The sequence below is a fragment of the Alsobacter sp. P4_H11 genome (assembly GCF_056400925.1).
Genome location: NZ_JBFUKI010000008.1, coordinates 266,838 through 292,205, shown reverse-complemented (window position 1 = coordinate 292,205; position 25,368 = coordinate 266,838). Strand labels below are relative to the sequence as shown.

Sequence of the window (25,368 nt, the reverse complement as noted above, 5' to 3'; positions counted from 1 at the left end):
GGCCGGCCGTCGCCGCGCCCGCTCAGGCCGCAGCCGGACCCGGCGGCGCCGGCGCTCCCGCCGCACAGTCCGCGCCCGGCGCCAACCCTTATGCGGACCCGGCCGCGCCCTTCAAGGTGGACCGCTCCGCCTCCTCCAAGCTCACCGAGCCGCTCCTGAACACGCCGCGCACCGTGACGGCGATCCCCAAGGAGGTGATCGAGGATAAGCAGGCGACCTCCTTCCGCGAGCTGGTGCGCACCACGCCCGGCCTCACGCTGGGCTCGGGCGAAGGCGGCAACGCCTTTGGCGACCGCGTGTTCATCCGCGGCTTCGACGCCCGCAACGACATCTATGTGGACGGCGTGCGCGACCCCGGCGTCAACATCCGCGAGAACTTCGCCACCGAGCAGGTGGAGGTGCTGAAGGGCCCCTCCTCCACGGTGGGCGGGCGCGGCACCTCCGGCGGCGCCGTTAACGTGGTCACCAAGAAGCCGTCCTTCGTGAGCTTCTACGAAGCGGGCGTGACGGGCGGCACGGACGCCACCAGGCGGATGACGTTCGACGTCAACCACGTGGTCTCGCCGGAATTCGCCGTGCGGGCCAACGGCATGGCGCAGGGCGCCAATGTGGCGGGCCGCAACGAGGCATTCGACAACCGCTGGGGCGGCGCCATCGCGGCGACCTGGAAGCCGAACGAGCGCTTCCAGATGACGGTGGACTATTTCCACGTCGATCTCGACCAGCTGCCCGACTGGGGCGTGCCCTTCGACGCCCGCAAGCGGCGGCCGTTCACCGAGAGCGGCCTCAACCGCAACAACTATTACGGCCTGCCCAACCGCGACTTCCAGAAAGCCCGGCAGGACATCGCCACAGCGTCCATGCGCTACGAACTCGCCGACTGGGCGACGCTCTCCAACAAGTTCCGCTACGGCTTCTCGGTGCTGGACTATGTGGCCTCCGCGCCCGGCAGCGTGAACACGACCAACCCGGACCCGTCGCGCTGGACCGTGAACAGCGGCGCCAAGAGCCGCTACCAGGAAAACGAGGTCATCGCCAACCAGACCGAACTGACCGCGAAGTTCGCGAGCTTCGGCCTGTTGCACACGGCCGTGGCCGGCGTCGAGATCAGCCGCGAAAACGTGTCACGCGACAGCTACCTGGCGCTCTCCACCGAGAGCTTCGGCGCCGGCGCGATCCCGGGCGCGAGCCTGAACCTGTGGGACCCGGGCGGCGGGCTGATTCCGTTCACCGGGACCTTCGCCAAGACGGGCCGCCCCACCGAGATCGGCGTCGACACCCGCAGCGCCTACCTGCTGGACACGATCAACTGGAACGACCGCCTATTCCTCACCGGCGGCGTGCGGGTGGACGACTACGGCGTGAAGGCCGCCTCCACGGCCGCGACCGGCGTCCGGACGACGCTGGAGCGGGACGACACGATGTTCAACTGGAACATCGGCGCGACCTACAAGCCCCTGCCCTATGCGGCCGTCTACGCCGCCTATGGCACATCCTCGAACCCGGTCGGCTCCGAGCTGGACGGCGGCGGCAGCGACTATGGGGCGCTCACGGCCAGCAACGCCGCGCTGGGGCCGGAAAAGAATCGCTCCTACGAGGTGGGCACGAAGTGGGAGCTGTTCGACCGGCGCCTGCTGGTGACGGCGGCGCTGTTCCAGAACGAGAAGACCCGGGCCCGCGAGACCATCGGGGCGATCGTGTCGCCGACCGGCGAGTACCGGGTGCGCGGCGTCGAGGTGGGGGTCGGCGGCAACGTCACGGACCGGTGGAGCCTGTTCGGCGGCGCTGTGTTCATGGACTCCGAAGTCACCAGGTCGGCCATCGCGGCCAACCGGGGCCTGCAGCTCGCCAACATCGCGCATGAGAGCTTCAGCCTGCTCTCGAAATACGCGATCACCGACAAGCTCTCTGTGGGGGCGCAGGCGACCTATATCGGCCGGATCCTGGGCGGCACCTTCGCGGCCAACACCAACGTGCTGCCGGGCGGATGGCGGCTGGACCTGCTCGCCGAATACAAGTTCACCGACCACGTCTCGGCCCGGCTGAACGTGCTCAACGTGACGGACGCGACGATCTACGACGCGTTCTACCGCAGCAACGTGCCCTACGTGTATCTCGCGCCGGGGCGGGCGGCCTATTTCAGCCTGAACTTCAAATACTGAACGGGCGCCCGCCGGCGCGCCCGGCGGGCTCCCCTCGCGATCCGAGGAGAACCGCATGCTCATCTGCATTCCCGACGTGCTCGGCCCCGAGCAGGTCCGCTATTGCCGCCAGGTAATGGACCAGGCGCAATGGCAGGACGGCCGCATGACGGCGGGTCCGCAATCTGCCTCGGTGAAGAACAACCTGCAGCTTCCGGCCCAGTCGCCGGAAGCCGCCGCGCTCGGCGACATCGTGCTCGACGCGCTCGGCCGCAACGCGCTGTTTCTGTCGGCCGCGCTGCCGCTGCGCATCCTGCCGCCCATGTTCAACCGCTACGGCGTCGGCCAGACCTTCGGCGTCCATGTGGACAACGCCATCCGCAACGTTCCTGGCAGCGCGACGCGCATCCGGACGGACCTGTCCTGCACGCTGTTTCTCTCCGAGCCGGACGAATACGAGGGCGGCGAGCTCACCATCGAGACCGCCTATGGGGCCAACGAGGTGAAGCTGCCGGCCGGCCACGCGGTGCTCTATCCGTCCACCAGCCTCCATTGCGTGCAGCCTGTGACGAGCGGCGCGCGGGTCGCCTCGTTCTTCTGGATCCAGAGCATGATCCGCGACGAGAGCCCGCGCTCCATGCTGTTCGAGCTCGACCAGACAATCCAGGAATTGCAGGGCGAGCGCGGGCTGGACGACCCTGCGAGCGTGCGGCTGACCGGCGTCTACCACAACCTCATCCGGCACTGGGCGGAGACCTGATATGCCGCACGACCTTTCCCCTTGGGCGATGTTCCTCGCCGCCGACGTCGTGGTGAAAGCCGTCATGATCGGCCTCGCCCTCGCGTCGGTGGCGACCTGGACGATCTGGATCGCAAAGTCATTCGAGCTTGGCGCCGCAAGGGCCCGGCTCCGCCGCACCGTCACGCAACTGACCGACCACGAGACCTTGGCCGAAGCCACGCAGGCGCTGGGCTGGCGCGACAGCATCGGCCGGGCGCTGGTGGAAGCCGCCGCGCAGGAACTGCGGCAGTCGACCCGGGCGCCGGACCGGGACGGGATCAAGGAGCGGGTCGCCTCGCGGGTGCAGCGGCTCGAGATCGCGGCCGGCCGCGAGATGCTGCGCGGAACGGGGCTGCTGGCCACCATCGGGTCGGTGGCGCCCTTCGTCGGGCTGTTCGGCACCGTGTGGGGCATCATGAACAGCTTCATCGGCATCTCGAAAGCGCAGACCACCAACCTCGCGGTGGTCGCGCCCGGCATCGCCGAAGCCTTGCTGGCGACCGCCATCGGGCTCGTGGCCGCGATCCCGGCCGTGGTGATCTACAACCATTTCAGCCGCTCCATCGGCGCCTACCGGGTGCTGGTCGGCGACGCCGCCGCGGCCGTGATGCGGCTCGTCTCGCGCGACCTCGATCGCGGGCCGGGGCTGCGGGCGGTGTCCACCGCCCAGCACGGGAAGTGACCCCATGGGGATCTCGCTCAACACGTCCTCGGACGACGACCTGCCCGAAACCAGCGACATCAACGTTACGCCGTTTATCGACGTGATCCTGGTGCTGCTGATCATCTTCATGGTGGCGGCGCCGCTCTCCACCGTGGACGCGCCCGTGGACCTGCCGGTGTCCACCGCCAGGCCGCAGCCGCGGCCGGACAAGCCCGTCTATGTGACGCTGAAAGCCGACCTCTCGCTACTGGTCGGCGAGGAGAAGGTGGACGGCTCCGGGCTCGCCTGGGCGCTGGACAGCGCAACTCGGGTGGATCGCGAGCAGCGCATCTTCGTGCGCGCCGACCAGGCCGTGCCCTATGGCGAGCTGACGCAGCTGATGAACCGCCTTCGTGGGGCGGGCTACCTGAAGGTGGCGCTGGTGGCGCTGGAAGGCGCTCCGGCGCCGGCCGCCGGGGGAGCGACGCCATGATCGCGCGCTCCTTCGCCCAGCGGCTGCGTTGGGCCGTGGCGGCCCTGTTGGCGCTGAGCCTCCATGCCGGCGCCGCCGTGCTCGCGCTGGTGGGCGCGGCGCCGCCGGATGAGTCCGTGGAGGACGTCGGCGCGCCACTCGCGATCGAGTTCGCCGAGGCGCCGGCCGCGCCCGAGGAGGCCGAGCCCGAAGCCGCGTCCGCGGCCGAAACCGCCGAGGCGGCGCCGACGCCCGAGGTGGACCAGAAGCTCTCGGCCAAGACCGAAGCCGACCTGCCGACGGCGGCCGCCTCCCCGACCGAGACCACGCCCGACCTGCAGGCCGTGCAGGAGCAGACCCGCGACAAGCAGGAGGAAGCCGAGCGCGGCCAGACCACCGAAGCGCAGGAGGCCCGGCCCGAGCCGGCGCCCAGCGCCGCCGCCCAGCGGGCCGCCGCCGCATCGCAGATGACGCCGGTCGCCGCCGAGGCCATCACGGCCCCGGCAGAGGGCAGCGTGGCGGAGGCCGTCGCCGCGCCGGAATCCTGGCAGCGGGCCGTGCTGGCGCATCTTGGCCGCCACAAGCGTTACCCGGCGGACGCCCGCTCACGTCGCTTGGAGGGCGAGGTGGTGGTGAGCTTCCGCGTGGATCACGGCGGCAAGGTCGCAGATGCGAGCGTTTTGGAAGGCTCCGGCCACGCTGCGCTGGACCGCGAGGCGATCGAGATGCTGCGCCGGGCCGAGCCTTTGCCGGCGCTGCCCGCGAGGGTCGCGGCGTCCTCGGCGACGCTGCTCGTGCCGATCCGGTACCGGCTGAAATGAGCGCGGTCCGCCCGCCTCCGCTGGATCGCATCCCGCCCACGCTGAGCTGCCTCGCCGATTACCAGCCGCTGGCGCGCGAGCGGCTGGACGACCAGGCCTGGACGCACCTTGCCGGCGCGGCCGCGGACGGCGTCACCGCCCGGCGCAACCGCGAGGCGTTCGACCGGCTGGCGCTGCGGCCGCGCATCCTGCGCGACCTGCGGGGCGGCTCGACGGCAGTCTCCCTGCTCGGGCGGCGGATGCCGCATCCCGTGCTGCTCGCTCCGTTGGCGTATCAGCGGCTGTTCCACCCGGAGGGCGAGCGCGCCACCGCCCTGGCGGCGGAGGCCATGGACGCCATCATGGTGGTGAGCACGCTGGCGAGCGAAACGCTGGAAGCGATCGCGGAGGCCGGCGGGTTTGGCCCGCGCTGGTTCCAGCTCTACTGGCAGGGAGACCGGGGCGCCACGCTGGCCCTGTGCGAGCGGGCCCGGCGGGCCGGCTGCGAGGCGATCGTGCTGACGGTCGATTCGCCCGTGACGGCTTTCCGCAACGACCTCCAGCGCGCGGGCTTCCGGCTGCCGGATGGGGTCGGCGCGGCGAACCTGCCGGGTGCGCGAATGCCGGCGCCGCAGCCCACGGCCGGCCATCCGGTGTTCGACGGCGTCATGGCGGCAGCCCCGCGCTGGGCGGATGTGGCGTGGCTCGTCGGCGCGCAGCCGCTGCCGGTGCTGATCAAGGGCGTGCTCCACGCCGACGACGCCGCCGAGGCCGTGGCGCTGGGCTGCGCCGGCGTGATCGTCTCGAACCATGGCGGGCGGACGCTGGACGGGACACCCGCCAGCATCGACGTCCTCCCGGCGATCGCGAAGGCGGTGAACGGACGAGCGGCGGTGCTGCTGGACGGCGGCGTCCGGCGCGGAACCGACATCCTCAAGGCCCGGGCGCTCGGCGCCGACGCCGTGCTGGTCGGCCGGCCCGCCGCGATGGCGCTCGCCGCCGCCGGGGCGCTCGGGGTGGCGCACGCCGTGAAGCTCTTGGTGGAAGAGCTCGCGGTCGCGATGGCGCTGTGCGGGATCGCATCGCTCGAGGATGCGGGGCCGGAGCTGCTGGGCTGACCGGCGCCCCACGAGACCCCGGCGCGCCGAAGGCTGCGGCCGCGCCGGGTAGGCGGATGCGGCGGGTTCCCTCCGACGCCGCATCCGCCGCCAAGCCGCCGCACTGTGACTGCCCTTGGGCGCGGGATTGGGCTAAGAGGGTCGCATGTGGTTGAACCAGCGCACCGTAGATGCGATCCGGATCATGGCCGCCCTCGCGGAGGCCGCGCCCGCGATCGTGAAGGCCGGGCGCCTCGCCGAGATCACGGCGATTACGCCCCTGAATGTGCAGAAGACCGCCAACATCCTCGCGCAGGTGGGCCTGGTGGAAGCCGCGCGCGGTCCTTACGGGGGCATGCGGCTCGCCCGGCCGGCGCAGTCGATCTCGGTGGGAGAGATCGCGCGGGCCTTCGAGCCCAAGGATTGCCCGGCGAACTTCCTGGCCGCCTCGGAGGTCGACGCCCGGATCTCCAAGCTGATCTTCTCGGCCCACCGGGCGTTTTTTCGCTCGCTGGAGGCGACCGCCCTGGCAGACCTGAGCGCGAATGGCGCGCTCGACGCCATGGCCGAGCCGCCGCTGCTCACTTCGTCAGGATGAGCTTGTCCTTCGCGGTGATGCGCAGCGAGTAACGCTCGCCCCGGTGGACGATGACGATCTGGCGCGCGTCGCCCAGCAGCGAGGCGGCGTCGAGTTCTCGCACGGCTTGGCCCGCGTCTGGCGGAGGGTTCTTCACAGACCCGTCGGACGGCGCATCGATCATCGACTTCAACCTCAAAGCAAAGCGTCGCGCTGCGCGACCAGTTTCGGCGCCTTGTTTTGAGTAGTTCCAATCTCGACCGGCGCCGTTAGGCTGGTCAATACAGAGGCTTCATCCAGACGGCAAGCGTCAATCGAAAGTATATAACAGTTCTAATGTAGCCAATCGCTAGTATTCGCAAGCTGAGGGAGAGCGCCGCGCCGGGCACCCTCCCCTTTTGCCGACGCGGCTCGTCACGCCGAAGCGGGCGCGAAATCCAGGAAGCCCGTCACGGCCGCGAGCCGGCCCTCCGCCACGGTGGCGAAGTCGGTGCCGCCCGCGAGGGGGTCGGCGCCGTCCGGACCGAGCGTCCATGAGAAGCGGATCTGGTTGGCGTAGCCGTCGGGCTTGCCGGCCGGCCTGAACGCCATGCCGGGAAAGCGGCTCTGGATGGCTCCGATCAGTCCGTCGATTTCGGCATGGCCCAGCGCGTTGCCGAGGGGGTCGACATAGCTGCCGTCGGGGCTCCAGAGCGCCTCCACGAGGGCTCGCCGGCGGGAAGGGTCGCGCTCGTTCCAGGCTTCGATGTAGCGGGCCGCGAGGGTGTTGGGGTCGGTCATCGGTGGGTCTCCCGTGTTGGTGACGGCCCCACCCTCTCGCCGACGCAGCGGCGCGTCGATTACCCCGCAGGTCATGGAAGCCGCGCCGGGCCGCCGCTAAGGTCGTCCGATGACAATGCACACGGCCGAGGCCGACACCCACAGTTTTGGCGGGCTGCTGCGCACCTGGCGCCAGCGGCGGCGCGTCAGCCAGCTCGATCTTTCGCTCGACGCCGAGATCTCGTCCCGGCACCTGAGCTTTCTGGAGACCGGGCGGGCGCGGCCGAGCCGCGAGATGGTGCTGCGGCTCGCCGAGCAGCTCGACCTGCCGCTGCGCGACCGCAACGCCTTGCTGCTGGCGGCCGGCTATGCGCCGGTTTATCCCGAGCGGCCGCTGGGCGACCCGCTGCTCGGCCCCGTGCGCGACCTCGTGGAGCGGGTGCTGAAGGGACACGAGCCGCTGCCCGCGCTGGCGATCGACCGGCACTGGACGCTGGTCGCCGCGAACGCGGCCCTCGCTCCGCTTCTGGCCGGCTGCGCGCCGGCGCTGATGGAGCCGCCCGTGAACGTGTTGCGGCTGAGCCTGCACCCGGAGGGTCTGAGCGGGCGCATCGTGAACTTGCCGGAATGGCGCGAGCATCTGCTGGAGCGGCTGCGCCGGCAGGCTGCGCATAGCGGCGACCCGGCGTTGTCGGCCCTCATGGCGGAGCTCATGGGATATCCGGCGCCCGCGAGCGACCGGCGGCACGCCGCAACGGAGCTGACGGAGGTCGCGATCCCGTTCCGAATCGCCACCGAGGGCGGCGTGCTGAGCTTCCTGAGCACCTCCATGGTGTTCGGGACGCCGCGCGACGTCACGGTGGCGGAGCTCGCCATCGAGGCGTTCTGGCCGGCCGACGAGGCGACGGCGGCGGCTTTCGCACGCTGAGGCTCAGTTGGCGGCGTGCAGCTCCACCATGCCGACGCCGTCGAGCCCGATGGCGCGCGCGGCGCCGCGCGACAGGTCGATGATGCGGCGCCCGCCGAAGGGTCCGCGATCGTTGATGCGCACCACCACGGACCGGTTGCTGCGGGCGTTGACGACGCGCACCTTCGAGCCGAGCGGCAGGGTGCGGTGGGCCGCCGTGTAGCCGTCCGGATTGAAGCGCTCGCCGGTGGCCGTGCGGTGGCCGCTTTGGTACCAGGCGGCGACGCCGCGCCCGATCATTCCTTCGGCGGCGGCGGCCTCGCCACCCGCGAAGCTCATCGCGCACAGAATGGTAGCGCTGGCGGCCCTGATCACGGCTTTTCTCCAGGTGGGGACTGGAATGGAAGCCGCTACGGAGGCCAAATGTTCCGATCGCTCTTGGGCTAGGCCGAAGGGCATAAGGCGGGCCACGGGGCGCGGATGGACGCGGCCGACCGCGCCGACAATGCATGAAGGGCGTGCACAACCCGCGATTGTTCGGCCGAAACGACCGTGCCAGAAGTGACGCAGCGACCAAGACCGCGCCCAAGAGCGGCGACGAGCGGAGACGACGATGCGGAACGACGACGAGATCTGGCGTCTGGCGGACGCCAAGAGCCCGGCCTTTTTCGCCATGAGCGACCGCATCTGGGGCACGCCGGAGCTGAACTACCAGGAGGTGCAGAGCGCCGCCGAGCATGCCCGCATGCTGGAGCAGGAGGGCTTCCGCGTCGAGAAGGCCGTCGCCGGCATCCCGACCGCGCTGGTGGGTGAAGCGGGCGAAGGCGGGCCCGTGATCGCGATTCTTGGCGAGTACGACGCGCTGCCGGGCCTGAGCCAGGAAGCGGGCGTTGCGGTGGAGAAGCCGATCGAGGACGGCGGCGCCGGCCATGGCTGCGGCCACAACATGCTGGGGTCCGCCTCGCTGCTGGCCGCCACGGCCGTGAAGGACTACCTCGCCAAGAACGGCCTGAAGGGCCGCGTGCGCTATTATGGCTGCCCTGCCGAGGAAGGCGGGTCCTCCAAGGGCTTCATGGTGCGGGCCGGACTGTTCGACGACGTCGACGTGGCGATCTGCTGGCATCCGGCGGCGTTCACGGGCGTCAACAAGCCGATTTCGCTCGCCTGCGTGGAGATCGAGTTCACGTTCCACGGCCGGGCCTCGCACGCCGCCGCGACGCCGCATCTCGGCCGCAGCGCGCTGGACGCAGTGGAGCTGATGAACATCGGCGTGAACTACATGCGCGAGCATATGCCGTCCTCGGCGCGCGTGCACTACGCCATGATCGACGGCGGCGGCATTGCGCCTAATGTCGTGCAGGCCCGCGCCACCGTGCGCCACCTTATCCGCGCGCGCACGCTGGCCGAGATGTGGGACCTCGTGCGTCGAGTCAAGGACATCGCCCAAGGGGCTGCGTTGATGAGCGAAACGCGGGTGTTGGCGAAGCAGCTCTCGGGCGACGCCAACCTCGTCGGCAACCGGCCGCTCGAGGAGTGCATGCACCGCAACCTGACGCGGCTCGGCGGCCCCGGCTTCGACGACGCCGACCGGCGTTTCGCGGCAGAGATCCAGAAGACCTTCTCCAAGGACGACATCCGCTCCTCCTATGGGCGCTTCGGGCTGAAGCCGCGCGACGGCGAGGCGCTGAGCGAGGAGATCTACCCGCTCGATTTCACGGCCGACCTCTTCGTCGGATCGACCGATGTCGGCACCGTGAGCTGGGTGACGCCGACCGTGCAGTGCCGCGCGGCCTGCTATGCGGTAGGCACGCCCGGGCATTCCTGGCAGCTCGTCGCGCAGGGCCGGGCGCCGGCCGCCCACAAGGGCCTGGCGCTCGCCGCCAAGGCGATGGCGGGCGTGGCGGTCGACGTGTTCACCGATCCGGCGCTGCTGCGGGCGGCGCGGGACGAGTTCGAGGCGTTCCGGCGCGAGAACCCGTTCGACAACCCGATCACGCCCGACGTCGAGCCGCCGCTCGACATGGCGGCCAAGTGAGCGGGCGGGTGAGCAGCCTGCTCGACGCCGTCGCGGCCGAGGTCGATCGCGACCGGCTGATGGCGCACGTGGCCGAGTTCGCCAGGCGGGTGAAGCTCTCGGGCACGCCCGAGGAGCTGGAGAGCTTCCGCTATCTGGAAGCGACGATGCGGGGCTACGGCTTTCGCACGGAGCTGCTGTCGCACGACGCCTATATCAGCCTGCCGGGCGCTGCGTCGCTCGTCGTGGACGGGCGCGCGATCCGCTGCATCACGCATTCGATGTCGGACCCCACGGGCCCGGGCGGCCGCACGGCCGCGGTGGTGCATGTGGGCGAAGGCTCGGAGGCCGAGATCGCGGCGCGCGACGTCGCCGGCAAGATCGTGCTGGTGGACGGCATCGCGGTGGAGGACGTGGCGCGCTACGCCTCCAAGGCCGGGGCGATCGGCGAGATTCATATCTCGCCCACCGAGCAGACCTATGAAATGTGCATCTCGCCCGTGTGGGGCAGCCCCTCGCACCTGACGCGCGCCAACCTGCCGAAGACCGCGGTCGTCACCGTATCGCGCGACGACGGCGCGGCTTTGCGCCAGCGCTGCCTGGCGGGCGAGGAGGTGGTGGCCACCATCACGAGCGAGGTCGACACCGGCTGGCGCAAGACGCCGCTGCTGGTGTGCGACATGGATGGGCCGGCCGGCGCGCAGGCGCCTTTCGTGCTGTTCTCCGGCCACCACGACACCTGGCACTACGGCGTGATGGACAATGGCACGGCCAACGCCACCATGCTGGAGGCCGCGCGCGTGCTGGCCGAGCATCGCGCGCAGTGGCGGCGCGGGTTGCGGGTGTGCTTCTGGTCCGGCCATTCGCATGGCCGCTATTCGGGCTCGGCCTGGTACGCGGACGAGCGCTGGATGGAGCTGGAGCGCTCCTGCGCGGCGCATGTGAACGTCGATTCCACGGGCGCGATCGGCGCGACGGTGTTGACGGACGCAGGCGTGATCGACGAGCTGAAGGGGCTGGCCGGCGAGGCGATCGCGGCCGAGACCGGGCAGGTCCACAAGGGCCGCCGCCAGGGCCGGGCCGCCGACCAGTCGTTCTGGGGCGTGGGCGTGCCTTCGATGTTCGGCAGCCTCAGCCACCAGCCGCCCGGGCCGGTGAAGATGCTGGTGGCGCTCGGCTGGTGGTGGCACACGCCGGAGGACCTGGCCGACAAGATCGACCCGGACCACCTCGTGCGCGACACCCGCATCGCGCTGCGCTGCCTGTGGCGGCTACAGGCCGACCCGGTTCTGCCGCTGGACTACACGCAAGTCGCCGACGCGCTGACTCGGGAGCTCGACGCAATCGCGGCGGGCGCCAAGGGCTTCGACATGGAGGCGCTGCGACAGGCGACGGCGGCGCTCCGGGCCGCGGCGGCGGCCGTCAACGAGGCAGCCACGCAGGCCGACGACGCAGCCGCCCGCCGGCTGGACGCCGCCCTGATGCGGACGTCGCGCGCGCTGGTTCCGCTGAACTACACCAGCGGCGAGCGTTTCCGGCACGACCCCGCCATGCCGCAGCCGCCCTGGCCATCCCTGCAGCCGTTGCGCGACCTCGCCGGCGCGCCGGCCGGCTCGGACGAGCGGCGCTTCCGCGAGGTCGAGGCCCGCGCGGCGCGTAACCGCGCCCTTCATGCTCTCGCGCAGGCCACCGAGACGCTGACCCGAGCCCTTTCACAGAGTGGAGCCCCCCAATGACGCTCAGGACCACGATCGCGGCCGCCCTCGCGGCCACGCTGCTCGCCGGCGCAGCCCCGGCGTTCGCCAAGGACTGGTCCAAGGTGCGGATCGGGATCGAGGGCGCGTTTCCGCCCTGGAACGCCACCACGGCGGACGGCAAGCTCGTCGGCCTCGACGTCGACCTGCTGGCGGACCTGTGCAAGCGCGCCAACGTGCAGTGCGAGCTGATCGCCAACGAGTGGACCAGCATCGTGCCGAGCCTGCAGGCCGGCAAGTTCGACATGGTGATGTCGATCGGCATCAACGAGGCGCGCAAGAAGATCATCGACTTCACGGTCCCGTACGCCAGTGGGGCGGCGGCGTTCACGCTGTCGAAGGACGGCTCGATCGCGTCGCTGCCGATGGACGGCCAGCGCCTCGACCTGAACGACAAGGCGAAGGCCGAGCCCGTGATGGCCGAGATGCGCAAGCTCCTGAAGGGCAAGACCGTCGGGGTGGTGCAGTCCACCAGCCACGAGCAGCTGATCCGGGCCAATTTCGGCGACGACGTCACGGTGCGGACCTACAAGACCTCGCAGGACCGCGACTTGGATCTCAAGGCCGGCCGGATCGACATCGGCTTCGACAGCGCCGTCTACGCGGCGACGCTGCACGACAAGCCCGGCAACGAGGACATCCGCATCGCCGGGCCCCTGCTGAAGGGCCCGCCGCTCGCGACCGAGGTCGCGATGGGGGTGCGGAAGGACGACGGCGACCTGCGGGCGATCTTCGACAAGGCCATCCAGGGCGCCGCCGCGGACGGCACGATCAAGACGATCTCCACGAAGTGGAGCAAGATCGACCTGACGCCGACGCCCTGACGCGCTGCGCATGAACCCTGTCGGCACGATGGATCTGCTTGGCTTTGGCCCCGGAGGATGGGGCCCAGCCATGCTGAGGGCCGCCGCGATAACGATCGCGGTGGCGCTGACGGGATTCGTGTTCGGCGCGCTGATCGGCACGCTGGGCGCCTGGGCCAAGATCGGCGGCGGAGCCGTGGCGCGCGGCGTCGCGGACGCCTACACGACCGTGCTGCGCGGCATCCCGGACCTGCTGGTGATCTACCTGTTCTACTTCGGCTCCAGCGCGGTGCTGACGCCGATCGGGCGCTTCTTCGGGGCGGAGGGGTTCGTGTCGCTGCCCGGCTTCCTAGCCGGGGCGCTGGCGATCGGGGTGGTGTCGGGCGCCTATTTCACCGAGGTGTTCCGGGGCGCCTACAACACCGTCTCGCGCGGCGAGCTGGAGGCCGCCACCGCCACCGGCATGACGCGGCTGCTGCGGTTTCGCCGCATCGTCGCGCCGCTGACGCTGCGCTTCGCGCTGCCGGGGCTGGGCAATGTGTGGCAGCAGGTGTTGAAGGAATCCGCGCTGATCTCGGTGACGGGCTTGGTCGAGATCCTGCGCCAGTCGCAGATTGCGGCAGGCTCGACGCGCCAGCCCTTCACCTTCTTCATGGCGGCGGCCGTGCTCTACCTCGTGATCTCCACCGCATCCGGCTGGGGGCTGTCGCGCGCCGAGGCGCATTTCACCCGCGGCCTCAGGAGGGCGTGATGGACTTCGCCTTCCTGTACGAGACGCTGTTGACGCTGCTGCCTGGCGTGCCGCTGACGTTGAAGCTCGCTTTCTCGGCCGTGGCGCTCGGGGCCGTGCTGGCGCTGGGGCTCGCAATGATGCGCCTGTCGGGCGTTCGCGCGCTGGACTGGCCTGCGCGGGTCTATGTGTTCCTGTTTCGCTCGACGCCGCTCCTGGTGCAGATCTTCCTGATCTATTACGGGCTCGGACAGTTTCGCGAGGTGCGCACGAGCTGGCTCTGGCCCTTTCTGCGCGAGCCCTATTGGTGCGCCGTGCTGGCGCTGACGCTGAACACCGCCGCCTATGCGAGCGAGATCTTCCGGGGCGGGCTTTTGGCCGTGCCGCACGGCCAGGTGGAGGCCGCGCGGGCGGCCGGCATGAGCCGGGGCCTGCTGTTTCGCCGCATCGTGCTGCCCGTCGCGATCCGGCAGGCGCTGCCGGCCTATGGCAGCGAGCTGATCCTGATGATCAAGGCCACTGCGCTGGCCTCCATCATCACCCTGATGGAGGTGACGGGCCTCGCCGCCAAGCTGATCGCCGAGACCTATCGGGCGATCGAGGTCTTCATCGTGGCGGGCTCGATCTATCTCGTTCTCAATTTCGTCGTGACCCGGCTCGTGCTGGCAGCCGAGCGCCGGCTGACGCCGCATCTGCGCCCTGCCCCGGTCGCGATCCTCAATGATGGAGGCGCGGCGTGACCGCTATCCCGGCCGTCCGGCTCACAGACCTGCGCAAGAGCTTCGGCCCGCTCGAGGTGCTGAAGGGCGTCTCGCTTGAAGCGCACGAGGGCGACGTGGTGTCGATCCTGGGCTCATCCGGGTCCGGCAAGTCCACCATGCTCCGCTGCATCAACATGCTGGAGACGCCTGACGGCGGCGAGGTCGCGATCGCCGGCGAGGTGATCGGCTTGAAGCAGACCCGCCACGGCATGAAGCCGGCAGACCGGCTGCAGGTGGACCGGATGCGCTCGCAGATCGGCATGGTGTTCCAGAGCTTCAATCTCTGGTCGCACATGACCGTGCTGGAGAACGTCATCGAGGCGCCCATCCACGTGCAGAAGCGGCCGCGCGCCGAGGTGGTGGCCGAGGCCGAGGCGATCCTCGCCAAGGTGGGCATCGCGGACAAGCGCAACCACTACCCGGCGCATCTCTCGGGCGGGCAGCAGCAGCGCGCCGCCATCGCGCGGGCGCTGGCGCAGCGGCCGAAGGTAATGCTGTTTGACGAGCCGACCTCGGCGCTGGACCCGGAGCTCGTCGGCGAGGTGCTGCGCGTGATGCGGGCGCTGGCCGAGGAAGGCCGCACCATGCTGGTGGTGACGCACGAGATGGGCTTCGCCCGCGACGTCTCCAACAAGGTCGTGTTTCTGCACAAGGGCGTCGTGGAGGCGCAGGGCGCGCCCGCGGACGTCTTCACCCACTCCACATCCGAGCGCTTCCGCCAGTTCCTGGCGGGCTGATCGGGCCAATCACAAGAACAGGGAACAGGGTCATGCAACTGAAGATCATCGCCGCCTTGGCGCTCGTGGGCGCCGCCATCGCGGGGCCGGCCGCCGCGCAGCAACAGAAGGTGCGCTTCGCCACCGAGGGCGCGTTCCGGCCGTGGAACTGGACGGAGGCGGACGGCTCGCTCGCGGGCTTCGAGATCGACCTCTACAAGGACCTGTGCAAGCGCGCCGAACTCGACTGCACCATCCAGTCGCAGGCCTTCGAGGGGGCGATCCCGGCGCTGAACGCCGGCAAGTACGACGCCATCATCTCGGGCATGTCGGCGACGCCCAAGCGCGAGGAAGTCGTGCTGTTCACGATTCCCTACGGCTCCACCGGGCAGAGCTTCGCGGTGTCGAAGACCGGCTCCATGAAGGAGCTGCCCGACACGGGCCAGCTCTTCCCGCTGTCGACGCCCGCCAACGAGACGGCCGCGCAGGCCGAGATCGACAAGCTGAAGCCCATCCTGAAGGGCAAGGTGATGGGCGTGCAGACCGCCTCCATCGCGGCCTCCTTCGTGGACAAATACCTGAAGGGCGTGGTGGACGTGCGCGAGTACAAGACCACCGAGCAGCACGACCTCGACCTCGCGGCCGGGCGCGTCGACCTGATCATGGCGTCCATGGCGTATCTCACCACGGCGGCTTCCAAGCAGGGCAACGAGGACATGGCCATCACGGGCCCGCGTTTCCAGGGCGGCGTGCTCGGGCGCGGCAGCTCCATCGGGCTGCGCAAGGGCGACGAGGCGCTGAAAGCCAAGCTCGACAAGGCCATCATAGCGGCCAACCAGGACGGCACGATCGAGAAGCTCAGCCAGAAGTATTTCGGCTACGACGTCTCGGTGAAGTGAGCCGCACGGGCGCTGGGCCTGCCGGCCTCGCGCCCTGCCCTCGCCGGCCGCTCAGGGCCGCTTCTTGATCAGGAAAACTTCTGGCACGAACGGCCGCTGCGCCTCTTCCGCGAGGTAGTTCTCGGCGCGCTCCTCGTCGTCGGCGTCGTCCGGCGCGAGGGCGCGCGCTTTCGGGCGCGCTTCGTCCGGCGCGGCGCCTCCGTCGTCCGGCATGCGCACCTTGAACTTGCGGCGGCGGCCCGATCCGCCCGGCCCATTCCTGCTCATGGCGGGGTTATTCCCAAAGGCGCAGGGCCTTGTCCATCATTTCCGTTGTGACGCGCGAGCGAGGTTGTAGCCTGCACGCGCAGGAGAGTTCCCGATGACCAAGCCGACGATGCTGTGGGGCGGCCGGTTCCGCAGCCCGCCATCCCCGGACCTGATGCGCCTGTCGCGCGCCGATTCCAGCTTCTTCCGGCTGACGGCTTACGATGTCGAGGCGTCGCGGGCGCATGCGCGCGAGCTGGAGCGCGCCGGCCTGCTGACGGGCGCCGAGTGCGCCGCCATCGTGGACGCGCTGGGCGCCATCGCGCGCGATTTCCATGCGGGCGCGCTGTCGCCCGCGCCGACCGACGAGGACGTGCACACCTTCGTGGAGCGCGAGCTCGTGGCGCGGCTCGGCGCGCTCGGGGGCAAGCTCCGGGCCGGGCGCTCGCGCAACGACCAGGCCGCCAACGACCTGAAGTTGTATCTGCGGGATGGCGCGCGGCATTTGGCGGCGGCGCTGCTGGGCCTGCAGGACGCCCTTGTCGGGCAGGCCGAGCGGCACGTGGAGACGGTGGCGCCCGGGTTCACGCATCTGCAGCCGGCGCAGCCGGTGACGTTCGCGCACCAGTTGCTGGCGCACGCCCAGACGATCCTGCGCGACGTGGACCGCCTGCGCGACTGGGACCGGCGGCACGCCACCTCGCCGCTGGGCGCGGCCGCGCTGGCCGGCTCGGCCATCGCGCTGCGGGCGGATCTCTCGGCGGTTGAGCTTGGCTATGACGCGCCCTGTGAGAACTCCATCGACGCGGTGGGCAGCCGCGACCACGTGGCCGAGTTCGTGTTCGTTGCCGCGATGGCCAACGTACACTTGTCGCGGCTGGCGGAGGAGATTTTCCTGTGGTCGTCGCGGCAGTTCGGCTGGGTCGAGCTGCACGATTCCTACGCCACCGGCTCGTCGATCATGCCGCAGAAGAAGAACGCCGACATCGCCGAGCTGACGCGCGGCCGGGCGGCGCGGCTGATCGGCGATCTCGCGACCACGCTGACCATGCTCAAGGGCCTGCCCTTCGCGTATAACCGCGACCTCGTGGAGGACAAGCGCGCCGCCTTCGACGCGCTGGATTCGCTGCTGGCAGTGTTGCCCGCACTGGCGGGGCTGGTCGCCACCATGACGGTGCGGACGGACCGGCTCGCGGCCCAGTCCACGGATGGCTTCACGCTCGCGACCGAGGTCGCAGACTGGCTGTCGCGCCGGGGCGTGCCCTTCGCGGAGGCGCACGAGATCACGGGCGCGCTGGTGCAGTTTTGCGAACACAAGAGCGTGGGGCTGCAGGACCTCTCGGCCGCGGACTTCGCGGCCGTGGACGCGCGGCTTGAGCCTTCGCTCATGGACGTCCTTACCCCGGAAGCCGCCGTGGCGGCGCGCTCCGGACCGGGCGGCACGTCGCCGGAGCGGGTGCGCGAACAGCTCGCTCGACTGCGGACGCGGCTCGACGAGCAGCGCGCCTGGAGCACGGCCTATGCGGGGCCGCGCTATCTCGATCCGCGCGAGGCGCCATGACGGCCCCCGCGCTTTCCGGCGCCCCCGCCGCCAACCCATACGAGATCGCGCATCTCACGCATGTGCGGCCGAAGCACTATGGTCGCTGGCTGGCGGCCGCGGTGGTGCTGGTCGCCTTCGCGGCCATTCTCCGGGCCTTCGCGCAGGGGCAGATCGCCTGGCCTGTGGTGGGGCAGTTTCTCACCGCGCCCGCGATCCTGAGCGGGCTCGTAAACACGATCGCGATGACCGTGTGGGCCATGGCGCTCGGCATCGCGCTGGGCGTGCTGTTCGCCGTGATGGTGATGTCGCCCAACCCGGTGCTGCGCGGCCTGGCGCAGTTCTACATCTGGTTCTTCCGCGGCACGCCGCTGCTGCTGCAACTGCTGCTGTGGTTCAACCTCGCGCTGGTGTTTCCGCGCATCGGCATTCCGGGCCTGCTGGACTGGCGCACCGTGGACGTGATGACGCCCTTCGTGGCGACGCTGCTGGGGCTCGGCATCAACCAGGGCGCCTACACGGCCGAGGTCGTGCGCGGCGGCATCCTGTCGGTGGACCCCGGCCAGACGGAAGCCGCCAAGACGATCGGGATGACGCGGCTGACGACGCTGCGGCGCATCGTGCTGCCGCAGGCCATGCGGGTGATCATCCCGCCGATCGGCAACGAGGTGATCAGCATGGTGAAGCTGACCTCGGTGGCGAGCGTGATCCAGTACGCCGAGATCCTGCGCAACGCGCAGACGATCTACTTCGCCAATGCGCGGGTGATCGAGCTCCTGATCGTGGCCGCCATCTGGTACCTGGCGGTCGTCACGGTGCTGAGCATCGGGCAGTTCTTCCTGGAGCGCCGCTATGCGCGCGGGGGCCTCACCCGCGCCCGGCCGGCGAGCAACCGGAGCGCCGCAGCATGACGCCGATGGTGGTCGCGCTCGACGTGAGCAAGCATTTCGGGCCGCTGAAGGCTCTCGACGGCGTGTCGCTGGAGGTCGCCCGCGGCGAGGTGGTGTGCATCATCGGGCCGTCCGGCTCGGGCAAGAGCACCTTCCTGCGCTGCCTCAACCAGCTGGAGCGCATCGACGGCGGCGCGATCTGGGTGAACGGCGAACTCATCGGCTATCGCCGCGAGGGCGACCGCCTCCACCCCCTCGCCGACCGCGAGATCGCGCGCCAGCGGCTGGCGAGCGGCATGGTGTTTCAGCGGTTCAACCTGTTCGGGCACATGACGGTGCTGCAGAACATCATCGAGGGCCCCGTCACGGTGCTGCGCCGGCCCAAGGCGGAAGCCGTCGCGGACGCGATGGCGCTGCTCGACAAGGTGGGCCTGTCCGACAAGCGCGACAGCTACCCGGCCGAGCTCTCCGGCGGCCAGCAGCAGCGCATCGCGATCGCGCGCGCGCTGGCGATGAAGCCGGAGCTGCTCTTGTTCGACGAGCCCACCTCGGCGCTGGACCCGGAGCTCGTCGGCGACGTGCTGGCGGTGATGCGCGACCTCGCCAAGGGCGGCATGACGATGATCGTGGTGACGCACGAGCTCGGCTTCGCCCGCGAGGTGGCGAACCGCGTCGTGTTCATGGACAACGGCAAGGTCGTCGAGCAGGGCCCGCCCGCAACGCTGCTGTCCACCCCCACGCACGCCCGGACGCGCGAGTTCATCGCCGCCGTGCTTCCCTGATCCCAACCACCATCCCGAACCGGAGACACCGCATGAAACCGATCGCCACCCTCTCGTTGGCCGCCGCCTTGGCGGCCGCCACGGCGCTTCTGCCGGCCGCGCCCGCCAGCGCCCAGACCGCGCCGCCGCGCATCAAGGAGGCCGGGAAGCTGATCATCGCGACGTTCCCGAACTACGCGCCGATCACCTACAAGGACCCGGCCACCAACACGCTGACGGGCTTCGACATCGACCTCGGCGAGGCGATCGCCAAGACGCTGGGCGTCAAGGCCGAGTGGCAGGAGATCGCCTTCGCGCAGATGCTGCCGTCGCTGCAGACGGGCCGCGTCGACATGGTGATGGCCGGCATGAGCGACCTGCCGACCCGCCGCGAGGTGGCGGATTTCGTCGACTACATGGGGTCGGGCGCGCAGTTCCACACGATCACGGCGCTGGCCGGCGAGATCAAGACGCCCGAGGACCTGTGCGGCAAGACCGTGGGGGCGAGCCGCTCCACCAACTGGCCGCAGCAGATCGCCGACTGGAGCAAGGCCAATTGCGAGGGCAAGGGCAAGCCGGCCATCAACGTGGTGGGCACCGAGGGCTCGGTGGACGCCCGCACGCAGCTGAAGACGCAGCGCCTTCAGGCCGCCGTGCAGGGCAACGAGACGCTGCCGTGGTTCCAGAAGCTGGAGCCGAACACCTATGTGCCGCTCGGCAAGGCCTTCACGCTGTCGCTGGTCGGCATCCCTTTCACCAAGGCCGAGAGCGCCTTGCGCGATTCCGTGAAGGTCGCGCTGGAGAAGCTGCAGGCGGACGGGACCTATGACGCGCTGCTGGCCAAGTACGGCCTGCAGGACAACGCGCTGAAGCCGATCTCGCTGAACAAGGGCGAATGAGGCCAATCGGGAAAACGACAATCCCCAATCCTGAAAGCTCGGCCAGTCCATCGCTCAACGCCCCTCATCCTGAGGAACATCGCCCCTTGGCGATGTGTCTCGAAGGACGAGGGACTCCAGCAAGCTGAGTGGTCGTACGCTCTGGAACCCTCGTCCTTCGAGACGCAGGCCCAAGTGGGCCTGCTCCTCAGGATGAGGGTATCGAGGGTGTTTCAACGACTGTCCGGCCAGGCTCCTCAGGATTGGGGGATCCTTTTGACGGGCTTCTCGTTTCGGCGAACCGCCCGATCGAGAGGCGGCCGATGTCGACGCGGGGCGCGCCTGCCGTGACGATGTCGGCTACGGCCTCGCCCACGGCCGGCCCGAGCTGGAAGCCGTGCTGCGAGAAGCCGAAGGCGTGGATCAGGCCCGGCGTCGTGAGGCTCGGCCCCAGGCAGGGCAGATGGTCGGGCATGTCGCCCTCCACGCCCGCCCAGGCGCGCAGAACCTGCGCGTTGGCGAGACGGGGCGCGACCCGCACCGCGCGGGCCAGCACGGCGGCGCAGACCTCGGCCAGAGGGCGGGCCCGGCCGGCCTCCATGTCGACGATGGACTCCCCGCCGCCAATCACCACCGAGCCTTGCCGCGTCTGCCGCAGCGCGACGCCGCCGCCGCAAATGCCGATGGCGCGGTCCATGAAGGCGGGCAGCGGCTCCGTCACCATCGCGGTGGGGGCGATCGGCTCCAGCGGAACGGCCTCGCCGAACTGCGCCGCAACGGCCGCGCCCCAGGCGCCGGCGGCGTTCACCAGCCAGCGCGCCCTCACCGGGCCGCCCTCCCCGGCCGTGACCAGGAAATCGTCCCCGTCCCGCGCGATGGCGGTCACGGCGGCGTGCTCGCGCATGTCGGCGCCGAGCCGGCGCGCAGCCTGCGCGAAGGCAGGCGCGACAAGGCGCGGGTTGGCGTGGCCGTCGTCGGCGCACAGCGACGCGCCGACGACCTCGGGACCGAGCCACGGGTGGCGCTCGCGCACCGCGTTGGCGCCCATCAGCTCCAGCGCGAGGCCGTGCTCGCGGGCCTCGACGGCGTAGCCCTCCAGGAAGTCCATGTCGGCTGCCGAGTAGGCGAGCTTGAGGTGGCCGGAGGGCGTGAACTCGCCATCGGTCCCGACCAGCTCGGGCAACTGGTCCCACAGCGCGCGGGCGCGGCGGGAGAGCGGCATCTCGGCCATGTGGCGGCCCTGGCTGCGGACGCCGCCGAAATTGACGCCGCTCGCACCGGCCCCAAAGGCGCGCTTCTCGAACAGCGCCACCGACACGCCGCGCGACGCGAGGTGAAAGGCCGCGCAGCACCCCGCGATGCCGCCGCCCACGATCGCAACGTCGACCGTGCGGCCGGCCATCGGCCTACTCCGGATAGAGATGGCAGGCGACCTCGCGGCCCGGCGCTGCCGTCCGCAGGGCGGGCGAGACCGTTTTGCAGATGTCCATCGCAAAGGGGCAGCGCGGGTGGAAGTGGCAGCCGGATGGTGGGTTGACGGGCGACGGCGGCTCGCCTTCCTGGAAATTCATCGCGACGGCGTGGTCGGGATCCGGCGACGGTGAGGAGGCCTTGAGCAGCTGCGCGTAGGGGTGCAGCGGCTCGTCGAAGATGGCCGGCACCGGGCCGCTCTCCACCACCCGGCCGAGATAGAGCACCACGACGCGCTTGCAGAAGTGCCGGACGACGCCGAGGTCGTGCGAGATGAACACGAAGGCGAGGTTTCGCTCGGCCTTCAGGCGCTCCATCAGCACAAGGATCTGCGCCTGAACGCTGACGTCGAGCGCCGAAACGGGCTCGTCGGCGAAGACGAGGTCCGGCCCGAGCGCCAGCGCGCGGGCGATGCCGAGGCGCTGGCGCTGCCCGCCCGAGAACTCGTGCGGAAAGCGATCGGCCGCCACCTTGGGCATGCCGACTTCGTCCAGCAGGCGCTCCACCACGGTGCGCACGTCCCGGCCGCGGGCGAGGCCGTGCACCCGCAGCGCCTCGCCCAGCGCCTCGCCGATACGCTGGCGCGGATCGAGCGCGGAGGCTGGATCCTGAAACACGATCTGCATGCGCCGGCGCAGGGCGCGCAGGTCCCCCTTGGCGGCGCCGAGCACGTCGACGCCGTCGAACCGCACGTCGCCGCTGTCGGCGTCGATCAGGCGCAGCGCCAGCCGGGCGACCGTGGACTTGCCGCAGCCGGACTCGCCGACGACGCCGAGCGCCTCGCCCTTGCCGACCTCGAACGACACCTTGTCGACGGCGCGCACCGCGACGGTCTTGGGCACCGGCCAGCCCTTGCGCGAGACGAAGGTCTTGGACAGGTCGCGGATCTGGAGCAGCGGTTCGCCGGTCATGCGCCCGCCCTCACCCAGCAGCGCACCTCGTGGGCGGGATCGCCCGCCATGGGGACCAGCGGCGGCCGCTCGACGCATTTTTCGATTCGCAGCGGGCAGCGCGACTGGAAGCGGCACCCGGCCGGCATGTCCGGCAAGGTGGGGACCTGGCCGGGGATGGGCGCCAGCGCGGTGGCGCGGTCGACACGCGGCATCGCGTTCAGCAGCGCCTCGCTGTAGGGGTGCGTCGGGGCCTTGAAGAAGCTGCGCATGGGCGCGCTTTCGACGACGTCGCCGCCATACATCACCATCACGCGGTCGGCCACGGAGGCGACCACGCCGAGATTGTGGGTGATCAGCAGCACGGCGAGGCCGACCTGCTTCTGCAGGTCCGCCAGCAGCGCCAGCACCTGCGCCTGGATGGTGACGTCCAGCGCCGTGGTGGGCTCGTCGGCGATCAGCACGCGTGGCGAACAGGCCAGCGCCATCGCGATCATGACGCGCTGGCGCATGCCGCCGGAAAACTGGTGCGGATAGGCGTCCAGCCGCTCCTCGGCGGCCGGGATGCGGACGAGCTCCATGAGCTCGACCACGCGCTTGCGGGCGTCCCGCTTGGACATGCCGCGATGCTCGATCAGCGATTCGGCGATCTGGAAGCCGATGGGCAGCACCGGGTTCAGCGACGTCATCGGCTCCTGGAAGATCATGCCGATGCGGTCGCCGCGCATGGCCTCGCGGGCGGGCTCGTCGGCGGCCGTCATGTCGACGCCGTCCACCACGATGCGGCCGGCCGAGACGCGGCCCACGTTCCCCGGCAAGAGGCCCATGATGGAGAGCGCCGTGAGGCTCTTGCCGCAGCCGGACTCGCCGACCAGCGCCAGCGTCTCGCGCGGGCCGACCGTGAAGGAGACGTCGCGCACGGCGTCGAACCAGCGCCCGGCGATGCGGATGGATGTGGTGAGGCCTTCCACCGTGAGGGCGTTGGCGGGCGGGGCGTCCGCGCCGGGCGCGGCAGCATCGAGCGCGAGCGTCATTGCGGGGCCCTCGGGTCCGTGGCGTCGCGCAGGCCGTCGCCGATGAGATTGAGGGCGATCATGACAAGCAGAATGGCGAGGCTCGGAAACACCGAGAGCCACCAGCCGTCCAGCAGGTTGTCAAAGCCCTCGCGCACGATGCCGCCCCAGGTGGCGGTGGGCGGCGGCACGCCGAGGCCGATGAAGGCCAGCGTCGATTCGGTGCGGATCGCGGTGGCGAGCCAGAGCGAGGCCATCACCACCACCTCGTCCATGATGTTGGGCAGGATGTGGAGGAACATGATGCGCAGGTCGCCATAGCCGAGCGCCCGGCAGGCGTCGACGAAGTCGCGCTCCTTCATGGCCAGCGTGGAGCCGCGCGCCACGCGGATAAACGCCGGGATGGCGGTGATGGCGATCGCCAGGATGAGGTTGCGCAGGCTGGGCCCGAGCACGGCGACCAGCATCAGGCCCATGATGAGCTGCGGGAAGCTCAGCAGCACGTCGGTGGCGGCCGTGATGGCCTTGTCGATCTTGCCGCCGTAGTAGCCCGAGATGACGCCCACCACGGTGCCGAACACCACGCCCGCCAGCGTCGCCACGAAGCCGACGAAGAGCGAGATGCGCGCGCCCCAGATGACGCGCGAGAGCACGTCGCGGCCGAACGCGTCCGTGCCGAACCAGTGCGCGGCGGCGGGGCCCTCCAGCACCATCATGACGTCCTGTGCGTCGGGATCATAGGGAGCGACCCATTTGGCCAGGGCGGCGACCAGGATCAGCGCGACCACCATCACGAGGCCGAGCGCGAGCCCGCCCGAGCGGGTGGCGCGGCGCCAGGCGGAGGGCGCGGCCAGCGAAACGGGCGCGGGGGCGGCGACGTCGCTCATGCGGTTTTCACCCGGGGATCGACGAGGCCGTAGGTCAGGTCGGTGAGGATGTTGGCGACCACGATCGCGAAGGCCGACACCACCATGAGCCCCTGCAGCAGCGCGTAGTCTCGCTGGTTCAGCGCCGTGACGATGAGCTTGCCGAGGCCCGGGCGGTTGAACACGATCTCGGTCACGACGGCGTTGCCGATCAGGACGCCGAGGTAAAGCCCGATCACCGTCACGATGGGGATCAGCACGTTGCGCAGGGCGTGGCGCCAGACCACGATCCGCTGCGGCAGGCCCTTGGCGCGGGCGGTGCGGATGTAATCCTCGCCCAGCGCCTTCAGCATGCCCGAGCGGGTCACGCGGGTGACGTAGGCGACCATGATCAGCCCGAGATTGAAGGCCGGCAGCACCAGCGCGCGCAGGCGCTCCAGCGGGTCCGAGGCGTTGGCGGTGGAGATCACCGGGAACCAGCGCAACTGCACGGCGAAGGCGATCAGGAGCAGAATGCCCGACACGAAGGCCGGGAAGGAGAGGCCGGCCAGCGAGAAGATGCGGGCGAACCAGTCGGCGAAGCCGTCGCGCTTGCGCGCCGCCATGACGCCGAGCGGCACCCCGATCGCGACCCCGATGGCGAGCGCCGCCAGCGTGAGCTCGATCGTGAAGGGCAGCACGGCGCCGACATCCGTGATGATCGGCCGGTTGGTGACGAGCGAGCGGCCCAGGTCCCCGTGGAGGATCTGGACCATGAAGTCCCAGTATTGGGACCAGAGCGGCTGGTCGAGGCCCAGCCGCTCGCGCAACGCCGCGCGCGCGGCCGGGCTCGCCTGGTCGCCCAGGATCACGATGGTGGGATCGCCAGGGACGATCCGCACCAGCACGAACACGAGCGTCAGCACGGCCCAGAGCGTCGGGACCGCGAGGGCCAGGCGCTTGGCGACGAAGCGCAGCATC

The 25,368-nt window shown here is 70.3% G+C and carries 27 protein-coding genes and 1 pseudogene; 19 read left to right on the top strand and 9 right to left on the bottom strand.

Translation table 11 applies throughout. The features are described from left to right. The 7 genes and pseudogenes from AC1DSZ_RS16555 to AC1DSZ_RS16525 all read left to right on the top strand — a co-directional run. Window positions 1–2,162: TonB-dependent receptor (locus tag AC1DSZ_RS16555; RefSeq protein ID WP_476839437.1), on the top strand; the 2,162-nt coding region annotated here is incomplete at its 5' end. A gap of 55 nt (window positions 2,163–2,217) precedes the next feature. Then, on the top strand, window positions 2,218–2,901 hold the full coding sequence (locus tag AC1DSZ_RS16550) for a Fe2+-dependent dioxygenase (RefSeq protein ID WP_476839436.1): 684 nt from the start codon (window positions 2,218–2,220) through the stop codon (window positions 2,899–2,901). Further along, window positions 2,891–3,604, top strand: a pseudogene (gene exbB / locus AC1DSZ_RS16545) (tonB-system energizer ExbB); the annotation flags it as partial. The gene AC1DSZ_RS16550 and the pseudogene exbB, both read left to right, overlap by 11 nt. Before the next feature lie 4 nt (window positions 3,605–3,608). Further along, window positions 3,609–4,058: a TonB system transport protein ExbD gene (gene exbD, locus AC1DSZ_RS16540; protein WP_476839435.1), complete on the top strand. Its 450-nt coding sequence runs from the start codon at window positions 3,609–3,611 to the stop codon at window positions 4,056–4,058. Then, window positions 4,055–4,858 (top strand): energy transducer TonB, encoded by an 804-nt coding sequence (locus AC1DSZ_RS16535; RefSeq protein ID WP_476839434.1) that lies wholly within the window; start codon window positions 4,055–4,057, stop codon window positions 4,856–4,858. Before exbD ends, AC1DSZ_RS16535 begins: the two co-directional genes overlap by 4 nt. After that, window positions 4,855–5,955, top strand: coding sequence for an alpha-hydroxy acid oxidase (locus AC1DSZ_RS16530; RefSeq protein ID WP_476839433.1), 1,101 nt, complete (start codon window positions 4,855–4,857; stop codon window positions 5,953–5,955). Before AC1DSZ_RS16535 ends, AC1DSZ_RS16530 begins: the two co-directional genes overlap by 4 nt. A gap of 145 nt (window positions 5,956–6,100) precedes the next feature. Then, window positions 6,101–6,532, top strand: a complete 432-nt coding sequence (locus AC1DSZ_RS16525; RefSeq protein ID WP_476839432.1) for an Rrf2 family transcriptional regulator — start codon at window positions 6,101–6,103, stop codon at window positions 6,530–6,532. Here AC1DSZ_RS16525 and hemP read toward each other — a convergent pair. Both hemP and AC1DSZ_RS16515 read right to left on the bottom strand, forming a co-directional pair. Beyond that, window positions 6,516–6,695 carry a hemin uptake protein HemP gene (gene hemP, locus AC1DSZ_RS16520; RefSeq protein ID WP_476839431.1) on the bottom strand — a complete coding sequence of 60 codons (180 nt, stop codon included), beginning with the start codon at window positions 6,693–6,695 and terminating at the stop codon, window positions 6,516–6,518. The genes AC1DSZ_RS16525 and hemP overlap by 17 nt on opposite strands. Before the next feature lie 230 nt (window positions 6,696–6,925). Next, window positions 6,926–7,291, bottom strand: a complete 366-nt coding sequence (locus tag AC1DSZ_RS16515) for a nuclear transport factor 2 family protein (RefSeq protein WP_476839430.1) — start codon at window positions 7,289–7,291, stop codon at window positions 6,926–6,928. A gap of 109 nt (window positions 7,292–7,400) precedes the next feature. Between AC1DSZ_RS16515 and AC1DSZ_RS16510 the strand changes: the two genes are divergently transcribed. Continuing rightward, window positions 7,401–8,198 carry a helix-turn-helix domain-containing protein gene (locus AC1DSZ_RS16510; RefSeq protein ID WP_476839429.1) on the top strand — a complete coding sequence of 266 codons (798 nt, stop codon included), beginning with the start codon at window positions 7,401–7,403 and terminating at the stop codon, window positions 8,196–8,198. A gap of 3 nt (window positions 8,199–8,201) precedes the next feature. On the opposite strand, the gene AC1DSZ_RS16505 is transcribed toward AC1DSZ_RS16510, so the two are convergent. Beyond that, a complete protein-coding gene (locus tag AC1DSZ_RS16505; RefSeq protein WP_476839449.1) occupies window positions 8,202–8,516 on the bottom strand; it encodes a septal ring lytic transglycosylase RlpA family protein in 315 nt (104 codons plus the stop codon). Between the two features lie 274 nt (window positions 8,517–8,790). Between AC1DSZ_RS16505 and AC1DSZ_RS16500 the strand changes: the two genes are divergently transcribed. From AC1DSZ_RS16500 to AC1DSZ_RS16470, 7 genes are read left to right on the top strand one after another with little or no spacing between them, the layout of a single operon-like run. After that, a complete protein-coding gene (locus AC1DSZ_RS16500; protein WP_476839428.1) occupies window positions 8,791–10,212 on the top strand; it encodes a M20 family metallopeptidase in 1,422 nt (473 codons plus the stop codon). Window positions 10,213–10,220: 8 nt separating this feature from the next. Next, window positions 10,221–11,927: a M28 family peptidase gene (locus AC1DSZ_RS16495; RefSeq protein WP_476839427.1), complete on the top strand. Its 1,707-nt coding sequence runs from the start codon at window positions 10,221–10,223 to the stop codon at window positions 11,925–11,927. After that, window positions 11,924–12,769 carry a transporter substrate-binding domain-containing protein gene (locus tag AC1DSZ_RS16490; protein WP_476839426.1) on the top strand — a complete coding sequence of 282 codons (846 nt, stop codon included), beginning with the start codon at window positions 11,924–11,926 and terminating at the stop codon, window positions 12,767–12,769. The genes AC1DSZ_RS16495 and AC1DSZ_RS16490 overlap by 4 nt, the downstream gene beginning before the upstream one ends. 10 nt (window positions 12,770–12,779) lie before the next feature. After that, entirely contained in the window at window positions 12,780–13,499 is a 720-nt protein-coding gene (locus AC1DSZ_RS16485; protein WP_476839425.1) for an ABC transporter permease, read from the top strand. Continuing rightward, on the top strand, window positions 13,499–14,218 hold the full coding sequence (locus AC1DSZ_RS16480; protein ID WP_476839424.1) for an ABC transporter permease: 720 nt from the start codon (window positions 13,499–13,501) through the stop codon (window positions 14,216–14,218). Before AC1DSZ_RS16485 ends, AC1DSZ_RS16480 begins: the two co-directional genes overlap by 1 nt. Beyond that, a complete protein-coding gene (locus AC1DSZ_RS16475) occupies window positions 14,215–14,976 on the top strand; it encodes an ABC transporter ATP-binding protein (protein WP_476839423.1) in 762 nt (253 codons plus the stop codon). The genes AC1DSZ_RS16480 and AC1DSZ_RS16475 overlap by 4 nt, the downstream gene beginning before the upstream one ends. 32 nt (window positions 14,977–15,008) lie before the next feature. Continuing rightward, on the top strand, window positions 15,009–15,854 hold the full coding sequence (locus tag AC1DSZ_RS16470) for a transporter substrate-binding domain-containing protein (RefSeq protein ID WP_476839422.1): 846 nt from the start codon (window positions 15,009–15,011) through the stop codon (window positions 15,852–15,854). A 51-nt stretch (window positions 15,855–15,905) separates the two neighbouring features. Here the strand turns inward: AC1DSZ_RS16470 and AC1DSZ_RS16465 are convergent, their stop codons facing one another. Beyond that, window positions 15,906–16,121 carry a hypothetical protein gene (locus tag AC1DSZ_RS16465; RefSeq protein WP_476839421.1) on the bottom strand — a complete coding sequence of 72 codons (216 nt, stop codon included), beginning with the start codon at window positions 16,119–16,121 and terminating at the stop codon, window positions 15,906–15,908. Window positions 16,122–16,215: 94 nt separating this feature from the next. Between AC1DSZ_RS16465 and argH the strand changes: the two genes are divergently transcribed. From argH to AC1DSZ_RS16445, 4 genes are read left to right on the top strand one after another with little or no spacing between them, the layout of a single operon-like run. Beyond that, window positions 16,216–17,661 carry an argininosuccinate lyase gene (argH, locus tag AC1DSZ_RS16460; RefSeq protein WP_476839420.1) on the top strand — a complete coding sequence of 482 codons (1,446 nt, stop codon included), beginning with the start codon at window positions 16,216–16,218 and terminating at the stop codon, window positions 17,659–17,661. Further along, the gene (locus AC1DSZ_RS16455; protein WP_476839419.1) at window positions 17,658–18,551 is read left to right on the top strand and encodes an amino acid ABC transporter permease; all 894 of its coding nucleotides are present in this window, start codon (window positions 17,658–17,660) and stop codon (window positions 18,549–18,551) included. The genes argH and AC1DSZ_RS16455 overlap by 4 nt, the downstream gene beginning before the upstream one ends. Continuing rightward, the gene (locus AC1DSZ_RS16450; protein WP_476839418.1) at window positions 18,548–19,312 is read left to right on the top strand and encodes an amino acid ABC transporter ATP-binding protein; all 765 of its coding nucleotides are present in this window, start codon (window positions 18,548–18,550) and stop codon (window positions 19,310–19,312) included. The genes AC1DSZ_RS16455 and AC1DSZ_RS16450 overlap by 4 nt, the downstream gene beginning before the upstream one ends. Window positions 19,313–19,344: 32 nt before the next feature. After that, on the top strand, window positions 19,345–20,190 hold the full coding sequence (locus tag AC1DSZ_RS16445) for an ABC transporter substrate-binding protein (RefSeq protein WP_476839417.1): 846 nt from the start codon (window positions 19,345–19,347) through the stop codon (window positions 20,188–20,190). Window positions 20,191–20,377: 187 nt separating this feature from the next. Here the strand turns inward: AC1DSZ_RS16445 and AC1DSZ_RS16440 are convergent, their stop codons facing one another. From AC1DSZ_RS16440 to AC1DSZ_RS16420, 5 genes are read right to left on the bottom strand one after another with little or no spacing between them, the layout of a single operon-like run. Further along, window positions 20,378–21,571: an NAD(P)/FAD-dependent oxidoreductase gene (locus tag AC1DSZ_RS16440; protein ID WP_476839416.1), complete on the bottom strand. Its 1,194-nt coding sequence runs from the start codon at window positions 21,569–21,571 to the stop codon at window positions 20,378–20,380. 4 nt (window positions 21,572–21,575) lie between these two features. Then, window positions 21,576–22,550: an ABC transporter ATP-binding protein gene (locus AC1DSZ_RS16435; protein ID WP_476839415.1), complete on the bottom strand. Its 975-nt coding sequence runs from the start codon at window positions 22,548–22,550 to the stop codon at window positions 21,576–21,578. After that, window positions 22,547–23,563, bottom strand: a complete 1,017-nt coding sequence (locus tag AC1DSZ_RS16430; RefSeq protein WP_476839414.1) for an ABC transporter ATP-binding protein — start codon at window positions 23,561–23,563, stop codon at window positions 22,547–22,549. The genes AC1DSZ_RS16435 and AC1DSZ_RS16430 overlap by 4 nt, the downstream gene beginning before the upstream one ends. Further along, window positions 23,560–24,429, bottom strand: a complete 870-nt coding sequence (locus AC1DSZ_RS16425; RefSeq protein WP_476839413.1) for an ABC transporter permease — start codon at window positions 24,427–24,429, stop codon at window positions 23,560–23,562. The genes AC1DSZ_RS16430 and AC1DSZ_RS16425 overlap by 4 nt, the downstream gene beginning before the upstream one ends. Next, complete coding sequence (locus AC1DSZ_RS16420; protein ID WP_476839412.1) at window positions 24,426–25,367, bottom strand: ABC transporter permease; 942 nt, start codon at window positions 25,365–25,367, stop codon at window positions 24,426–24,428. Before AC1DSZ_RS16420 ends, AC1DSZ_RS16425 begins: the two co-directional genes overlap by 4 nt. Between the last annotated feature and the right edge of the window lies 1 nt (window position 25,368).

Coding starts and splice junctions, on each gene's coding strand:
- AC1DSZ_RS16550 (WP_476839436.1), top strand. CDS start 2,218: ATGCTCATCTGCATTCCCGACGTGCTCGGCCCCGAGCAGGTCCGCTAT.
- exbD (WP_476839435.1), top strand. CDS start 3,609: ATGGGGATCTCGCTCAACACGTCCTCGGACGACGACCTGCCCGAAACC.
- AC1DSZ_RS16535 (WP_476839434.1), top strand. CDS start 4,055: ATGATCGCGCGCTCCTTCGCCCAGCGGCTGCGTTGGGCCGTGGCGGCC.
- AC1DSZ_RS16530 (WP_476839433.1), top strand. CDS start 4,855: ATGAGCGCGGTCCGCCCGCCTCCGCTGGATCGCATCCCGCCCACGCTG.
- AC1DSZ_RS16525 (WP_476839432.1), top strand. CDS start 6,101: ATGTGGTTGAACCAGCGCACCGTAGATGCGATCCGGATCATGGCCGCC.
- hemP (WP_476839431.1), bottom strand. CDS start 6,695: ATGATCGATGCGCCGTCCGACGGGTCTGTGAAGAACCCTCCGCCAGAC.
- AC1DSZ_RS16515 (WP_476839430.1), bottom strand. CDS start 7,291: ATGACCGACCCCAACACCCTCGCGGCCCGCTACATCGAAGCCTGGAAC.
- AC1DSZ_RS16510 (WP_476839429.1), top strand. CDS start 7,401: ATGACAATGCACACGGCCGAGGCCGACACCCACAGTTTTGGCGGGCTG.
- AC1DSZ_RS16505 (WP_476839449.1), bottom strand. CDS start 8,516: ATGAGCTTCGCGGGTGGCGAGGCCGCCGCCGCCGAAGGAATGATCGGG.
- AC1DSZ_RS16500 (WP_476839428.1), top strand. CDS start 8,791: ATGCGGAACGACGACGAGATCTGGCGTCTGGCGGACGCCAAGAGCCCG.
- AC1DSZ_RS16490 (WP_476839426.1), top strand. CDS start 11,924: ATGACGCTCAGGACCACGATCGCGGCCGCCCTCGCGGCCACGCTGCTC.
- AC1DSZ_RS16485 (WP_476839425.1), top strand. CDS start 12,780: ATGAACCCTGTCGGCACGATGGATCTGCTTGGCTTTGGCCCCGGAGGA.
- AC1DSZ_RS16480 (WP_476839424.1), top strand. CDS start 13,499: ATGGACTTCGCCTTCCTGTACGAGACGCTGTTGACGCTGCTGCCTGGC.
- AC1DSZ_RS16470 (WP_476839422.1), top strand. CDS start 15,009: ATGCAACTGAAGATCATCGCCGCCTTGGCGCTCGTGGGCGCCGCCATC.
- AC1DSZ_RS16465 (WP_476839421.1), bottom strand. CDS start 16,121: ATGAGCAGGAATGGGCCGGGCGGATCGGGCCGCCGCCGCAAGTTCAAG.
- argH (WP_476839420.1), top strand. CDS start 16,216: ATGACCAAGCCGACGATGCTGTGGGGCGGCCGGTTCCGCAGCCCGCCA.
- AC1DSZ_RS16455 (WP_476839419.1), top strand. CDS start 17,658: ATGACGGCCCCCGCGCTTTCCGGCGCCCCCGCCGCCAACCCATACGAG.
- AC1DSZ_RS16450 (WP_476839418.1), top strand. CDS start 18,548: ATGACGCCGATGGTGGTCGCGCTCGACGTGAGCAAGCATTTCGGGCCG.
- AC1DSZ_RS16445 (WP_476839417.1), top strand. CDS start 19,345: ATGAAACCGATCGCCACCCTCTCGTTGGCCGCCGCCTTGGCGGCCGCC.
- AC1DSZ_RS16440 (WP_476839416.1), bottom strand. CDS start 21,571: ATGGCCGGCCGCACGGTCGACGTTGCGATCGTGGGCGGCGGCATCGCG.
- AC1DSZ_RS16435 (WP_476839415.1), bottom strand. CDS start 22,550: ATGACCGGCGAACCGCTGCTCCAGATCCGCGACCTGTCCAAGACCTTC.
- AC1DSZ_RS16430 (WP_476839414.1), bottom strand. CDS start 23,563: ATGACGCTCGCGCTCGATGCTGCCGCGCCCGGCGCGGACGCCCCGCCC.
- AC1DSZ_RS16425 (WP_476839413.1), bottom strand. CDS start 24,429: ATGAGCGACGTCGCCGCCCCCGCGCCCGTTTCGCTGGCCGCGCCCTCC.
- AC1DSZ_RS16420 (WP_476839412.1), bottom strand. CDS start 25,367: ATGCTGCGCTTCGTCGCCAAGCGCCTGGCCCTCGCGGTCCCGACGCTC.